The following is a 14,932-nucleotide window of genomic DNA, read 5'->3' as shown; positions in this document are numbered from 1 at the left end:
AAGTTCTAAAGAATTACAGCCTACGTATTTGGTATAATTAATTCTTGATTTGATGGATTACATCAGGATTCTTTAAAATATCAGAGTTAGCTGCAAAGATCTTTTGATATTTAGAAGCATATCCATAATAGTGTTTCGCAATTTCCCCTAAAGTCTCACCACTTTTAACAGTGCACCTTGCGTAGACAGACGTATTTGTTATTTTAATATCTGCCATTATATCAACACCTGCTTTTTTAATGGCATCCCAAAGCAAGTCCTTTTCATATTGTGTTTTAGCAGTTCCCCAAATTTTCAACTTTCCATCTTCAACTTTGACATCACCGTCTTTCATATGTAATGTTTGTCCTAGGTCTAATACATCTTGATATTTTGATTTTACCATAATATATGTTTTTAATTAAATGTGAATACCAAATAATCTATCAGGTATATTTACCAATATCATTGATTTTTTAACATTATTAAAATCTGAAATTCAATAGATTAGACAATCATGTAAATATTTTGTTTTGTAGTAAATAAAATGTATTTTTGCACTCCTTTTTGGCGAACTATTAGAAAGACAAAGGGAACAAACAAAAATAACAATAACGCTTCTGTGTGTTATCGCTTGATTCTTTCAAAGCATACAGAATACAAATTTTAATTCAGCAAATGTCTGAAAAAGAAACAAAAAAAGTCGAAGTAGAAACTACTGAAGCTACAACAACAGAAACTACTGAAACTACAACTGTTGAAACTCCAATAGTTGAGGAGACAAAAGTAAACCCAGAACAATTCTTAGCAGATTTTAATTGGCACAATTACGAAGAAGGAATTGATCCTGTCGATGAAAAGCAATTAGAAGAGTTTGAAAAACTAGTATCAGAGAATTTCGTTGACACATTAGATGACGAAGTTGTTGAAGGTACAGTTATTCATTTATCAGATCGTGATGCTATTATTGATATCAATGCAAAATCTGAAGGTGTAATTTCTCTTAATGAGTTTCGTTACAACCCAGATTTAAAAGTTGGTGACAAAGTAGAAGTATTAATTGATGTGCGTGAAGATGCAACTGGTCAATTAGTATTATCTCACAGAAAAGCACGTGTAATTAAAGCATGGGAACGTGTTAATAATGCGCATGACACTGGTGAAATCGTTAATGGTTTTGTGAAATGCAGAACTAAAGGTGGTATGATCGTTGACGTATTTGGTATTGAAGCATTCTTACCAGGCTCACAAATTGATGTGAAACCAATTAGGGATTACGACCAGTATGTAAATAAAACAATGGAATTTAAAGTTGTGAAAATCAACCACGAATTCAAAAACATTGTAGTATCTCATAAAGCTCTTATTGAAGCTGATATTGAGGAACAGAAAAAAGAAATCATTGGTCAATTAGAAAAAGGTCAAGTACTAGAAGGTATCGTTAAGAATATTACGTCTTACGGTGTGTTTATTGATCTTGGAGGAGTTGATGGATTAGTTCATATCACAGATTTATCTTGGTCTAGAATTAATCATCCAAATGAAATCGTAGAATTAGACCAAAAATTAAACGTGGTAATCTTAGACTTCGATGAAGATAAGTCTAGAATCCAATTAGGTCTTAAGCAATTAAGCAAGCATCCTTGGGAAGCTTTAGGTGACACTGTTAAAGTTGGTGACCAAGTAAAAGGTAAGGTTGTTGTTATTGCAGATTACGGTGCATTCGTAGAAGTAGAAGAAGGTGTAGAAGGATTAGTTCACGTAAGTGAAATGTCTTGGTCAACACATTTACGTTCTGCTCAAGACTTTGTAAAAGTTGGAGACGAAATAGATGCAGTAATCTTAACACTTGATAGAGAAGATCGTAAGATGTCTCTTGGTATTAAGCAATTATCGCAAGATCCATGGACAGATATTACAACGAAGTATCCTGTAGGTTCTAAGCACTCAGGTATCGTACGTAACTTTACAAACTTTGGTGTTTTTGTTGAATTAGAAGAAGGTATTGATGGGTTGATTTATATCTCAGATCTATCTTGGACTAAGAAAATCAAGCATCCAAGTGAGTTTACTAACGTAGGTGATACTTTAGATGTTGTTGTATTAGAATTAGATGTTGAAGGACGTAAATTATCTTTAGGTCACAAACAAACAACAGAGAACCCTTGGGATAAGTATGAAACTGAGTTCGCTCTAGGAACAACTCATACTGCAGAAATTGGAGAAATCGTTGATAAAGGAGCTACAATTGACTTTAACGAGGATATCGTTGCTTTTATACCACAACGTCACTTAGAAAAAGAAGACGGAACTAAGCTTAAGAAAGGTGAGTCTGCAGAGTTTAAAATTATTGAATTCAATAAGGAATTTAAACGTGTAGTGGCTTCTCATACTGCTATCTTCAAAGAAGAAGAAATGGCAAATGTAAAAGCAGCTGTTAAGAAGCAAGTGTCTCAAGCAGCAGAATCGAAACCAACTTTAGGTGATGCTAATGAAGCTTTACAAGCACTTAAAGATAAATTAGATGGGAAAAAATAATCTCGTGCTCGTGAAAACGGGAATCTAGTTTTTAATACTGAAAAGAGCCTTTCATTTATGATTGGCTCTTTTTTTTGTTTTAATATTTGGAATAATGAGAATAGTAGAATAGGCACTATTAAAATTATATTAATTATAATTGGATTTGTGTTTTATAAAGTGGTTTATATTTTGAATATTGTCTGTTTACACACTTTATCATTAATATTATTGTGTCTATTCGTTTTTATGACTAGAAACAATTCTTTAACAATCTAAAAGACCTTTTAACTTCAACATTTTTAACTTAACTTTGTTGAACAAATAGGTTTGGAAAATTATATGAGTCAAAAAGTGTTACTTAATGCTAAAGAGCTAAACATCATTCTTCATCGATTGGCTTGCCAACTTATTGAAAATCATAACGACTTTTCTAATACTGTTCTTATAGGGTTACAACCTAGAGGGAAATTTCTTGCGAATCGTCTTGCTGAAATGTTAAAGACCAATTACAAGATTAAAAACATAAAATTGGGTCATCTAGATATTACTTTTTATAGAGATGATTTTAGACGCGGAGAAAAAATATTAGAAGCCAATACGACAGAAATAGACTTTATTGTTGAAGATAAGAATATTGTGTTTATTGATGATGTCTTGTATACAGGTCGAAGTATTAGAGCCGCATTGACCGCTATACAATCATTTGGAAGACCTAATGAAATTGAGTTACTCACGCTAATTGATAGGCGATTTAGCAGACATTTACCAATACAACCTAATTATAGAGGTCGTCAAGTAGATGCCATTAATGAAGAAAAAGTAAAAGTAAACTGGGTTGAAAATGATGGAGAAGATTCGGTTTATTTAATTAATAGTTAATACTTATGAGCGAACTAAGTGTCAATCACTTATTAGGAATTAAATATCTAAATATAAAAGATATTCAATTAATTTTTGAAACTGCAGATCATTTCAAAGAAGTGATTAATAGACCCATTAAAAAAGTGCCTTCGCTTAGGGACATTACAATTGCTAACTTGTTTTTTGAGAATTCTACACGTACAAAATTGTCTTTTGAACTAGCAGAAAAACGTCTTTCGGCAGATGTTATTAATTTTTCGGCATCGCAATCTTCGGTCAAAAAAGGAGAAACACTTATAGATACCGTTAATAATATTCTATCTATGAAAGTAGATATGGTAGTTATGCGTCACCCTAATCCTGGAGCTGGTGTATTTTTATCTAAACATGTTAATGCAAGCATCATAAATGCAGGAGATGGTGCCCACGAGCATCCAACGCAAGCGTTATTAGATAGTTATTCTATTAGAGAACGTCTTGGCGATGTTAAAGGAAAAAATGTAGTAATTGTGGGAGATATTCTGCATAGTAGAGTCGCTTTGTCAAATATTTATGCACTGCAATTACAAGGTGCAAATGTGATGGTTTGCGGACCAAAAACATTGCTTCCAAAGTATATAAAAGAACTAGGAGTAAAAGTAGAAACTAATTTACGAAAAGCATTAAATTGGTGCGATGTTGCCAATATGTTACGCGTTCAAAATGAACGAATGGATATTAGTTATTTTCCATCAACTAGAGAATACACACAACAATTTGGCGTTAATAAAGCACTTTTAAATTCTCTAGATAAAGAAATTACCATTATGCACCCTGGCCCAATTAATCGAGGTGTTGAGATTACAAGTGATGTTGCAGATTCTGACCAAGCTATTATTTTAGACCAAGTTCAAAATGGTGTAGCGGTTAGAATGGCAGTCATATATTTATTAGCATCTAAAATAAAACATTAAAATCATGTTTATAGACCAAGACGGTAATACGACCATAATCACGCAAGAAAAAACGTCAATAGTAGAACTTGTTAAAAAAATTGATATCCTTTATGATCGTTTTAAAAATAACAATATTATTGTGAACATCACAAAACTGGATGATGTTAAGTTGGCAGATATTGTTGAGTTTCTGCAGTTATCAAATAAACACAGAAAAGCAAAACACTCTTTCGTAATTGTCTCAAATAGTGCAAATCTCGATGAAATGCCAGATGAAATCATTGTTGTGCCATCAACTAAAGAGGCCTTTGATGTTATTGAAATGGAGATTATGGAGCGTGATTTGGGTATATAAACGTGTTGAGATGTTGAGCCGTTATTCGTTAAGTTATTTTAACGGTAAAACTATTAATTTGACAGTTACAAATGAAAGATGTTACATTGTCTAAAGAGCGGTTTTTAAACGCGATAACTTTCTCAATTCTATTAGTGCTAATAGTTTTTGTTTTGGTTGTTGCAGACCATGCTGTCGCGTACCCTGTATACAAGAGTATTGTAAATTACATGTCTTTTTTCTCATTGGTTACACTGATTACTATGTCTAGGCGAGTATCTATTGTAAATGGAGAAATTGTTAAGGGAATTCATGTATTTGTTTTTGTATTTAAAAAGGAACGATTTCCTCTTGCAGAAATTGATGATGTAATGTTAAATCAGAACGATGATCTTTACTATGAAATTGTAGCCAAAAGCAAAAAGCATTCAGATTTTATTATCTCAAAATTCCCTAATAAAAACCCTGCTCGAAAACAATTGGAATTAATTAAAAGACAAATTGAAATAGAATAATCCATATCATTTGAAACTAACCATACTAGGTTGCTATAGTGCAACCCCTAAAATAAATACAAATCCTACTGCTCAGGTTCTTGAGATTAAAAACCATACGTTTTTAATAGATTGTGGGGAAGGTACTCAGGTTGAGTTGAGAAGAAATAAGATTAAGTTTAGTCGAGTAAAACATATTTTTATTTCGCATTTACATGGTGATCATTGTTTTGGATTAGCCGGTTTAATTTCAACATTTAATTTGTTAACTCGTGAAGCAGATTTACATATCTATGCGCCAAAGGGGTTGAAGGAAGTGATAACAATGCAAATGAAATTATCTAATTCTTGGACCAATTATCAATTGATTTTTCATGAGTTGACCTCTACATCTTCAGAGTTAATTTACGAAGATGATAAGGTTGAAGTACACACAATACCTTTAGATCATCGCATCTATACTAATGGATTTCTATTCAAAGAAAAGCTAGGTGAGCGTAAGCTAGATATGAATGCGATATTAAATGCAAATATTGATATGGCTTATTACCGAAAATTGAAACAAGGAGGAGATGTGCCAGACAATCGAGGTAAAATGATTGAAAATTCAATATTAACTAAAGACCCAAAACCATCTAAAAGCTATGCATTTTGCAGTGATACTGCTTATAGCGAGTCTATTATTCCTATAATAAAAGAGGTAGATGTGTTGTATCATGAATCCACTTTTATTGAAAAAAATGAGGCTTTGGCAAAACCTACTAAACATTCAACAGCTAAACAGGCCGCTAGAATTGCAGAAAAAGCGAATGTTGGCAAGTTGATTTTAGGACACTACTCTACGAGATATGATGGATTAAATGAATTTAAAGCCGAAGCCGAAGTTATTTTTCCTAATGTTGAATTATCGAGAGATGGTAAAACGTTTGAGTTTTAGTCTTCTAAATATTTAGTTTAAATTTTGATTTGTTATATGTACTTAGAAACTTTTTTTTTAAATATCGAAGTGATGTCTTTTTAACATTGAATTCCCTTTTTTAATTCATCTAATTCCATCATCCATTCTATAGCTTCATTTAAACTCCGACATCTCTTGAGGCTGTTCTTAAAAAAGTGCTTTTCTAAGGAAGAATTAAGATAGCCAAAGTCACTATACGAAACTACTGCACTAGCTACTAAAAAGTCATATTCATTACTAAATTCACGCCATAATTGCGGTTCGATAGAGTAAGGGTTGAAGCGATTAGCAATATATCCAATTTTTATATTTCTTTTAATGTGTTCAGAAAAATGGGCTACTATCTCTCCCGCTATTATATGGTCTACATGGATGCCTTCGTTTAACTCTGATATGACAAATTGTTTGGTAATATAAAAATTCCCAAAGGGAAACTCAATTTTTTTATATTCTAAAAGTTTAGAATATTTACTGCTTTCAAATTTCATGGGAGGCGATTATTGCTTAAATTTATAAGAAATAAATGACGCAAAGAAAGAAAAATAATACTAAATCGTTTAAAAATATCTAATGAATACAGACTTAGGCAATTATAGAAAATCATACGAAAAACAAGAATTACTTGAAAATAGTGTGAGTGATAACCCAATGGAGTTATTCCAAAAGTGGTTTCATGAAGTAGATGAACATTTTGATGTTGGAGAAACCAATGCCATGACTATAAGTACTATTGGTGGTGATGGTTATCCTAAGAGTAGAGTGGTGTTGTTAAAGAAATACACTTTTGAAGGCTTCATCTTTTATACTAATTATGACAGTGAAAAGGGTAGGGCAATTATAAACAACCCAAATGTATGTCTTTCTTTTTTTTGGCCTGCTGCAGAACGACAAATCATAATAAAAGGGAAAGCTGAAAAAATCGCAGAAAATATTAGTGATGGTTATTTTGAATCTAGACCTCGAGGAAGTCAGCTTGGTGCTTTAGTTTCTCATCAAAGTGAAGTGATAGAGAGTCGCGAAATTCTTGAAGAGCGACTTAAAAACTTAGAAATTGAATTCGAAGGACAAGAAATAAAACGCCCTAATTTTTGGGGAGGTTTTGTAGTAAAACCTATAGAAATTGAATTTTGGCAAGGACGACCTAATCGATTACACGATAGACTACGTTATAAACTGGATGAAGATTTCAATTGGAAATTGGATCGTTTGTCTCCATAACCTACTTTATTCTTTTACGTTTATTGAAAAATGTCAATGTTTGTAAGATTAATCTTTATTAATAATGCATTTCATCGATAAGATGTACTTATAAACGTGTAAAACAACAATAATGTATATATTTACGATATAAAATACAATTATTTATTACTGCCCTGTTCTAAATGATTGGTTTTATAGGAAATTAGTTTAGAACCCCAATTCTAAATTACCAAATCTAAATAACCTACATTATGAAACCTACTAAGTTTATACCTATAATGGTATTAATTGCAATGTTATCGTTTTCTTGTTCTTCAGAAGACTTTCCAAGTGAGACAATTGACAGCATGTCATTACCAGTGCCTCCAGCAGCAAAAAATATAGAGATTGAAATTTTAGAACTAATCAATGCCCACAGAATAAACGTTGGTTTAGAAGCTTTAAATAACCACGAGATAATCAAGGCTGTAGCATTCACACACACAGGTTATATGGTTGAAGCGAATAATGTGTCTCATGATAATTTTTACCAACGTAAAAACAGTTTAATGGACAATACTAACGCATCTAAAGTTTCAGAGAATGTTGCTTATGCTTATAGTTCTGCTCAATCTGTTGTAAACGCTTGGTTAAATAGTGAAGGACATAAACATAATATAGAAGGGGATTATACAGACTTTGATATTTCCGCAGAACAAAATGCAGAAGGAAAATGGTATTTTACTAACATTTTTATTAAAAGATAAATTTTTAAAAACTGATTAATAGCGAATCATTGTTTTGAAGCCACCAGTAGAGAAGTCTAGTTGTGGCTTTTTTTATGGATTAAACTTAATCATTGTTTAATCCAATGTAGTCTTATATTATCTATGTTCTTCTATTGTATTAATTCTGCAAAAATTATAGAATCGAATTACTTAATATCTAAATTTTATTTGTGGGTGACTAGCGTTATTCATGACTTAGTTTACGAGTAAAAAAAACAGAAGTTTACCGACGTATTATTAGTTATGAAAACTAATAATCTGTTCTATTATTTATGTAACATACTGAATTATAACTTCTTTTCATTAGCGATAATCTCACTATCATTTCATGCTTTGATATACACATATATTTAAAGTAACCACAAGAATATTGGGTTTCCATATACTAAATACATGTTTTTCAAGTGTAACAAAACATTCAATTTTTTTCAAGAGCTATAAGACAAATGATTGAATATTATATATCAATACTATTTAACGCTATTCAATCTATTTATTTAATAGATCAAACCATTACAAAAAAAAAGGCTCGATTAACGAGCCTTTTTTCTAGCAAATTTAGATTAGATAATAATCTTATTCTTTTAAAATATAGAAGTAAGACCGTCTGTTTAATTGGTGTTCTTCTTGGGTGCACTTAACACCATTTGCACATTTATTAAGTAATTGAGATTCTCCATAGCCTATAGCAGTTTCTATTCTATTTTTTATAATACCTCTAGATATGATATATTCCATTGTAGATTTAGCTCTTCTATCTGATAACTTTAAATTGTAATTATCACGACCACGACTATCTGTGTGAGATTCAATCTTAATTACCATTTTTGGATGCGCTCTCATGACGTCTACAATATTTTCTAGTTCATATTGAGCATCTGTTCTGATATCTGATTTATCAAAATCAAAGAAAATAGGATTAATTACAATTTGACTATTGTTTATTAAAGAGTCTAAGTCTAAATCAGCATTATTTATTTTCTCATGTTGATTTTCTGTCGTAATTTTCTTTTGGATGTCTTTAAAATCATCTTTACTACCTGTTACTGTATAGTACTTGTTGCAATCCACAGTAAACTCATAGCTTCCGTCGGTACCAGTTTTAACTTCAGAAATAACTTTACCAACTTCATTGATTAACTTAACTACGACTTCTGATAAAATGTTATTATCGTTTTTATTTCTAGTAATTCCTTGAATAACTTGAGTACAAATAGACGCATCAAATCCATAAATATCATCACTACCTTCGCCATTAGGTCTGTTCGATGAAAAATAGCCTGTGAGTTCATTTTCTACTTGGGAGTCATTCTTGAAGTATGCAAAGTCATCGAAACCACTATTATATGGTGCGCCTAAATTTTCTGGTGTAGCGGTATCGTCTTTAATTATATTAGACTTAAAAATATCTAAGAAACCAAGATTTAGATGACCATCAGAAGAAAAATAAAATGTACTATCCTTCGCTACAAATGGAAACATCTCACGACCTTCTGTATTAATTTTTTCTCCTAGATTTCTCGGTTGCGAATAGGTGTTTGTATCTTCTATATCTACGACATAGATATCTGTATTACCAATACCTCCTTCGCGATCTGATACAAAATATAACTGTTTGTTATTTGGGCTCAATGTTGGGTGACCCGTTGAGAATACCTCATCATTAAAAGGTAATTCAACAATATTTGTCCATTGCTCACCAACTAGTGAGGCTTTGTATAATTTAAGATGTGTCGTTCCTTTTTTGTCATAATCTACTTTTTTGTTACCTCTACCAACATTATCTCTTGTAAAATACATGGTATTTCCGTTATTGGTAATGGCTACCGAAGCTTCATGGAAGTCTGTATTTACTTCTTCAGCAGTAATAAAATCAGGAGTACCAAAAATTACAGTGTCTTGCTTTTTATCAATCTCTACTTGATAAATATCCAAAAAGGGTTCTTGATTCCAGCTATATAATTTCTTGTCATCTATATTTCTTGATGATGCGAAATATAATTGTCCATTATGAACGAATGATCCAAAATCTGAATATTTAGAATTAAAAGGTAAATTTTGAATTTTTACGTTATTGCTCCTGTCAGAATTTGTTAGCTCGCTATATTTAGCAATGTTCTCAGGATTATAATCTTTTATTCGTGTATCGTTGTTTTGAATCGCCATGAATTTTTCCATCCAAGAATCGGCTTCTTCATAGTTACCTAAACTTCTTAAAGACTGTATCTGTTTATAGATATATTCTGGATTGATATTCTTTTCATCGTATTTTAGAGCTTTAGCATACCAAAAGGCAGCTTTTTCAGATTTAGAATTGTTGTAATAACAATCTCCTAAACGAGATAAAACGTGAAGACTTGTATCTCCTTTTTTTAGAACTTCTTCATAAAGTTCTGTTGCTTTGAGATATCCGTAGTTGCTAAAAAATTTATCAGCAAGTTTTTCTTGGGCAATCAAAACGCTACTACTCAGAGCAAATATTAAGATTAAAAACTTTGATTTCATGTGTTTTTATTTATTGTATTTCAACAGTCATATGGAACATCCAAATAGTCGTTTTTTACTTTTGATTAAGTGTAAATGAAAGATGTTTCATGATGATAGGTTTTTTAAAAGTATCTAGGTGATTTAATACGCTTGCTTTTAAAGACTTCGAACATTAACAGTATTTCATGAGTACCACTGGTGTACGGTCTCAAATCAGATAATGGGTACTCATACGCATAGCCAATTCGCAGCTGCTTTGATACTTGAAAATCTGCAATGGCGCCTAAAGCAGCCGCACGTTCGTTAATTCTATAAGATGCTCCAGCCCAAAATTTTTCATAGAATAAAAAATTTGCTGTAAGATCAAAAGATAGCGGGGCACCATTAGTAGTTTTCAAAAGTGCTGCAGGTTTGAACTTTGTGTTTTCACTTAAGTCAAACACGTAGCCACCAGTGACATAATAACTAATTCTTTCTAATGCTTGAAACTCTGCATCACCTGTGTAGTCGGTATTTAAAATACGCGGTGCAGAAAGGCCTAAATACCATTTTTCACTATGCCAGTAAACTCCAGTTCCAATATTTGGTTTCCAGCGATCTTCAAATCCAAAAATCACAGGATCATTAGTTTGAGATTGCTGAAAGTCTGAATCTAAACTATAACTAGTAAAACCGGCTTTCATGCCAAAGGCAAGCTTACTTTTACCTCCAGTAGGAATGGTATATGAAAAATCTGCATATAAGTAAGAAAAATTTTGGAATCCAAGTTTATCATTAATAAATGAAAACCCTAATCCAATTCTTTCATTTCGCAGTGGTGCGTGAATAGAAAGTGTTTGAGTTTGTGGACCTCCTTCAAGACCAACCCATTGACTTCTATGTAAACCAACAACACTTAATGTTTCTCTACTTCCTGCGTATGCAGGATTTATTGAAATAGTGTTATACATATACTGAGTAAACTGCGGAAGTTGCTGCGCAACTCCCATCCAACTACTGAATAGTATAAATGCTATGATGTTAAACTTTACTAATTTCATATAGGTTAAGATTTATTTTGTTGAAACGTAGATTGGTCCTGTAACAGGTCTTAATCCACTATTCCTTATATTCAATATGTAATAATAGGTACCTGTTGGAACAAATTCTGAATTTCCTACAGAAGCACTAGATGCTGCACCATTCCAGTCATTTTGATAATTTGGATTGTCGTATATTTTTGCTCCCCAGCGATTAAATATTTGTAATTCATAAACGAAGCCACAGTCTTCTGTTCCTGTTATTGCAAAGGTGTCATTAACGCCATCAAAGTTCGCCGTAACCGCTGTAGATATAACTAGATCATCTTGACCACATGGTAATACAATACACTCATCATTTAAATTAATAGTTACCGTAGCTTCTCCTGGACATGAACCAGCATATGTATATGTGAATTCATATGCAACTAATTGATCATTTGTATAATCACCATTAGTGTCTAATAACGAGTTAGGATTAAAGAAGCTTCCATCAATTGTAGCGTTTCCTGTAGTTACAGTCCAAACACCGTCGGGATCATAATCTCCTATTAGTAAATTAAATAAGTCGAAATCAAAATCTTCACCAATACATAAATCTTCATCTTCAACTGGTATATCGGTTGCAACAACTACATTAATAGTTTGAGTGAAAACAGTTTCATTTCCGCATTCGTCTGAAACAAACCAATCTCTAATTATTGCATAATCGGTTACTGTACCATCAGAAGTTGATATTTCATTAAATTCGACTGTAATATTTGTAGAACAAGCATCTTCAAATACAAGATCCGGAATTGCAGGAATAGCACTACAAGCTATATTTATTTCATTTTCTAAAACACCAACCAAAGTTGGAGCTGTCGAATCAATAATAGTTATGGTTTGCGTTAATATTGTTGTATTATCACATTCATCTGTTAGTATCCAAGTTCTTGCTATCGAAGAATTATTAGGACAATCACCTTCTGTAATAGTATCTGTAAATGTCGCTTCTAGTTCTGTAGAACAATTATCATCTTCGTCAGTTACATCACCAGTAATCGATACATCAGTTGCATCTTGAGTGCATTCTATGGTAATACTTTCAGGCACTGTAAATGTTGGTGCAGTGGTATCTTGGATTATAATTGTCTGTACAAATGCTGTTGCATTCTCGCAGTCATCGATTACTGTCCAAACTCTTGTAACAATTGATTCGTTTGCACAATTACCTTCCGCAATGGAATCTACATAGTTGGCATCTAGTTCCGCAGAACAGTTATCAGCCTCATCAGTAACATCACCAGTTAGGGTCACATCTGTTAAATCTGCATCACATTCAAGTGTTACATCTGCAGGAACGGTAAATGTTGGAGCAGTAGTATCTTGAACCGTAATTGTTTGTACTAGAGTTGTTGTATTATCACACGCGTCAGTTAATGACCACGTTCTTGTGATTACAGATGCGTTTTCACAATCACCATCAGCAACAGCATCCGTAAATACAGCTTCAATCTCTGTTGAACAGTTATCAGCTTCATTAGTAACATCACCAGTTAAGGACAGATCAGTTAAATCTGCATCACATTCAAGTGTTACATCTGCAGGAACGGTAAATGTTGGAGCAGTAGTATCTTGAATCGTAATTGTTTGTACTAGAGTTGTTGTATTATCACAATCGTCAGTTAATGACCAAGTTCTTGTAATTACAGATGCGTTTTCACAATCACCATTAGCAACAGCATCCGTAAATACAGCTTCAAGCTCTGTTGAGCAGTTATCAGCTTCATTAGTAACATCACCAGTTAAGGACAGATCAGTTAAATCTGCATCACATTCAAGTGTTACATCTGCAGGAATGGTAAATGTTGGAGCAGTGGTATCTTGAATCGTAATTGTTTGTACTAAAGTTGTTGTATTATCACACGCGTCGGTTAATGACCACGTTCTTGTGATTACAGATGCGTTTGCACAATCACCAGAACTTATAGCATCTGTAAATGTAGCTTCAAGCTCTGTTGAACAGTTATCAGCTTCATCAGTAACATCACCAGTTAAAGACAGATCAGTTAAATCTACATCACATTCAAGTGTTACATCTGCAGGAACGGTAAATATTGGAGCAGTAGTATCTTGAACCGTAATTGTTTGAACCAGAGTTGTTGTATTATCACAATCGTCAGTTAATGACCACGTTCTTGCGATTACAGATGCGTTTTCACAATCACCATTAGCAACAGCATCCGTAAATACAGCTTCAAGCTCTGTTGAACAGTTATCAGCTTCATCAGTAACATCACCAGTTAAAGACAGATCAGTTAAATCTACATCACATTCAAGTGTTACATCTGCAGGAACGGTAAATGTTGGAGCAGTAGTATCTTGAATCGTAATTGTTTGTACTAGAGTTGTTGTATTATCACAATCGTCAGTTAATGACCAAGTTCTTGTAATTACAGATGCGTTAGCACAATCACCATTAGCAATAGTATCCGTAAATATAGCTTCAAGATCTGTTGAACAGTTATCAGCTTCATCAGTAACATCACCAGTTAAGGACAGATCAGTTAAATCTACATCACATTCAAGTGTTACATCTGCAGGAACGGTAAATGTTGGAGCAGTGGTATCTTGAATCGTAATTGTTTGCACTAGAGTTGTTGTATTATCACAATCGTCGGTTAATGACCACGTTCTTGTGATTACAGATGCGTTTGCACAATCACCATCAGCAACAGCATCTGTAAATGTAGCTTCAAGATCTGTAGAACAGTTATCAGCTTCATCAGTAACATCACCAGTTAAAGACAGATCCGTTAAATCTACATCACATTCAAGTGTTACATCTGAAGGAACGGTAAATGTTGGAGCAGTGGTATCTTGAACCGTAATTGTTTGTACTAAAGTTGTTGTATTATCACAATCGTCAGTTAATGACCAAGTTCTTGTAATTACAGATGCGTTAGCACAATCACCATTAGCAACAGCATCCGTAAATACAGCTTCAAGCTCTGTTGAACAGTTATCAGCTTCATCAGTAACATCACCAGTTAAAGACAGATCCGTTAAATCTACATCACATTCAAGTGTTACATCTGCAGGAACGGTAAATGTTGGAGCAGTAGTATCTTGAATCGTAATTGTTTGCACTAGAGTTGTTGTATTATCACAATCGTCAGTTAATGACCAAGTTCTTGTGATTACAGATGCGTTAGCACAATCACCATCAGCAACAGCATCCGTAAATACAGCTTCAAGCTCTGTTGAACAGTTATCAGCTTCATCAGTAACATCACCAGTTAAAGACATATCAGTTAAATCTACATCACATTCAAGTGTTACATCTGCAGGAACGGTAAATGTTGGAGCAGTAGTATCTTGAATCGTAATTGTTTG

At 33.0% G+C, this 14,932-nt stretch carries 13 protein-coding genes; 8 read left to right on the top strand and 5 right to left on the bottom strand.

Annotation, left to right across the window (positions count from 1 at the left end; genetic code table 11):
- Positions 1-37: 37 nt before the first annotated feature.
- A complete protein-coding gene (locus ACJAZK_RS08810) occupies positions 38-385 on the bottom strand; it encodes a LysM peptidoglycan-binding domain-containing protein (RefSeq protein WP_415223613.1) in 348 nt (115 codons plus the stop codon).
- A 272-nt stretch (positions 386-657) separates the two neighbouring features.
- On the opposite strand from ACJAZK_RS08810, the gene rpsA reads away from it, so the two are divergent.
- The 6 genes from rpsA (at position 658) to ACJAZK_RS08780 (ending at position 6,060) form a co-directional block, all read left to right on the top strand.
- Positions 658-2,517, top strand: coding sequence for a 30S ribosomal protein S1 (rpsA, locus tag ACJAZK_RS08805; protein ID WP_415223612.1), 1,860 nt, complete (start codon positions 658-660; stop codon positions 2,515-2,517).
- Between the two features lie 321 nt (positions 2,518-2,838).
- A complete protein-coding gene (pyrR, locus tag ACJAZK_RS08800; RefSeq protein ID WP_415223611.1) occupies positions 2,839-3,378 on the top strand; it encodes a bifunctional pyr operon transcriptional regulator/uracil phosphoribosyltransferase PyrR in 540 nt (179 codons plus the stop codon).
- Positions 3,379-3,383: 5 nt separating this feature from the next.
- Positions 3,384-4,313, top strand: a complete 930-nt coding sequence (locus ACJAZK_RS08795; protein ID WP_415223610.1) for an aspartate carbamoyltransferase catalytic subunit — start codon at positions 3,384-3,386, stop codon at positions 4,311-4,313.
- A gap of 4 nt (positions 4,314-4,317) precedes the next feature.
- The gene (locus ACJAZK_RS08790) at positions 4,318-4,650 is read left to right on the top strand and encodes a ribonuclease Z (protein ID WP_415223609.1); all 333 of its coding nucleotides are present in this window, start codon (positions 4,318-4,320) and stop codon (positions 4,648-4,650) included.
- Positions 4,651-4,721: 71 nt separating this feature from the next.
- Positions 4,722-5,144 carry a hypothetical protein gene (locus tag ACJAZK_RS08785; protein WP_415223608.1) on the top strand — a complete coding sequence of 141 codons (423 nt, stop codon included), beginning with the start codon at positions 4,722-4,724 and terminating at the stop codon, positions 5,142-5,144.
- Between the two features lie 10 nt (positions 5,145-5,154).
- Positions 5,155-6,060 carry a ribonuclease Z gene (locus tag ACJAZK_RS08780; protein WP_415223607.1) on the top strand — a complete coding sequence of 302 codons (906 nt, stop codon included), beginning with the start codon at positions 5,155-5,157 and terminating at the stop codon, positions 6,058-6,060.
- 80 nt (positions 6,061-6,140) lie between these two features.
- On the opposite strand, the gene ACJAZK_RS08775 is transcribed toward ACJAZK_RS08780, so the two are convergent.
- A complete protein-coding gene (locus ACJAZK_RS08775) occupies positions 6,141-6,569 on the bottom strand; it encodes a hypothetical protein (RefSeq protein WP_415223606.1) in 429 nt (142 codons plus the stop codon).
- Between the two features lie 82 nt (positions 6,570-6,651).
- Here ACJAZK_RS08775 and pdxH point away from each other — a divergent pair, with 82 nt between their 5' ends.
- Positions 6,652-7,299, top strand: coding sequence for a pyridoxamine 5'-phosphate oxidase (gene pdxH, locus ACJAZK_RS08770; protein WP_415223605.1), 648 nt, complete (start codon positions 6,652-6,654; stop codon positions 7,297-7,299).
- 233 nt (positions 7,300-7,532) lie between these two features.
- A complete protein-coding gene (locus tag ACJAZK_RS08765; protein ID WP_415223604.1) occupies positions 7,533-8,027 on the top strand; it encodes a CAP domain-containing protein in 495 nt (164 codons plus the stop codon).
- A gap of 597 nt (positions 8,028-8,624) precedes the next feature.
- Here the strand turns inward: ACJAZK_RS08765 and ACJAZK_RS08760 are convergent.
- From ACJAZK_RS08760 to ACJAZK_RS08750, 3 genes are all read right to left on the bottom strand, one after another.
- The gene (locus ACJAZK_RS08760) at positions 8,625-10,553 is read right to left on the bottom strand and encodes an OmpA family protein (RefSeq protein ID WP_415223603.1); all 1,929 of its coding nucleotides are present in this window, start codon (positions 10,551-10,553) and stop codon (positions 8,625-8,627) included.
- 104 nt (positions 10,554-10,657) lie between these two features.
- Positions 10,658-11,575, bottom strand: coding sequence for a type IX secretion system membrane protein PorP/SprF (locus ACJAZK_RS08755; RefSeq protein WP_415223602.1), 918 nt, complete (start codon positions 11,573-11,575; stop codon positions 10,658-10,660).
- Positions 11,576-11,587: 12 nt separating this feature from the next.
- Positions 11,588-14,932, bottom strand: a 3,345-nt coding sequence (locus ACJAZK_RS08750; protein WP_415223601.1) for a gliding motility-associated C-terminal domain-containing protein, incomplete at its 5' end; no start/stop codon positions are given.

The organism is Psychroserpens sp. (genome assembly GCF_047633235.1).
In the GTDB taxonomy this organism is placed as follows: domain Bacteria; phylum Bacteroidota; class Bacteroidia; order Flavobacteriales; family Flavobacteriaceae; genus Psychroserpens.
This window is presented reverse-complemented; position numbering and strand designations above follow the sequence as displayed.

Excerpts from the sequence above, each read along its gene's own strand:
- ACJAZK_RS08810 (WP_415223613.1), bottom strand. The coding sequence starts at position 385 with ATGGTAAAATCAAAATATCAAGATGTATTAGACCTAGGACAAACATTA.
- rpsA (WP_415223612.1), top strand. The coding sequence starts at position 658 with ATGTCTGAAAAAGAAACAAAAAAAGTCGAAGTAGAAACTACTGAAGCT.
- pyrR (WP_415223611.1), top strand. The coding sequence starts at position 2,839 with ATGAGTCAAAAAGTGTTACTTAATGCTAAAGAGCTAAACATCATTCTT.
- ACJAZK_RS08795 (WP_415223610.1), top strand. The coding sequence starts at position 3,384 with ATGAGCGAACTAAGTGTCAATCACTTATTAGGAATTAAATATCTAAAT.
- ACJAZK_RS08790 (WP_415223609.1), top strand. The coding sequence starts at position 4,318 with ATGTTTATAGACCAAGACGGTAATACGACCATAATCACGCAAGAAAAA.
- ACJAZK_RS08785 (WP_415223608.1), top strand. The coding sequence starts at position 4,722 with ATGAAAGATGTTACATTGTCTAAAGAGCGGTTTTTAAACGCGATAACT.
- ACJAZK_RS08775 (WP_415223606.1), bottom strand. The coding sequence starts at position 6,569 with ATGAAATTTGAAAGCAGTAAATATTCTAAACTTTTAGAATATAAAAAA.
- pdxH (WP_415223605.1), top strand. The coding sequence starts at position 6,652 with ATGAATACAGACTTAGGCAATTATAGAAAATCATACGAAAAACAAGAA.
- ACJAZK_RS08765 (WP_415223604.1), top strand. The coding sequence starts at position 7,533 with ATGAAACCTACTAAGTTTATACCTATAATGGTATTAATTGCAATGTTA.
- ACJAZK_RS08760 (WP_415223603.1), bottom strand. The coding sequence starts at position 10,553 with ATGAAATCAAAGTTTTTAATCTTAATATTTGCTCTGAGTAGTAGCGTT.
- ACJAZK_RS08755 (WP_415223602.1), bottom strand. The coding sequence starts at position 11,575 with ATGAAATTAGTAAAGTTTAACATCATAGCATTTATACTATTCAGTAGT.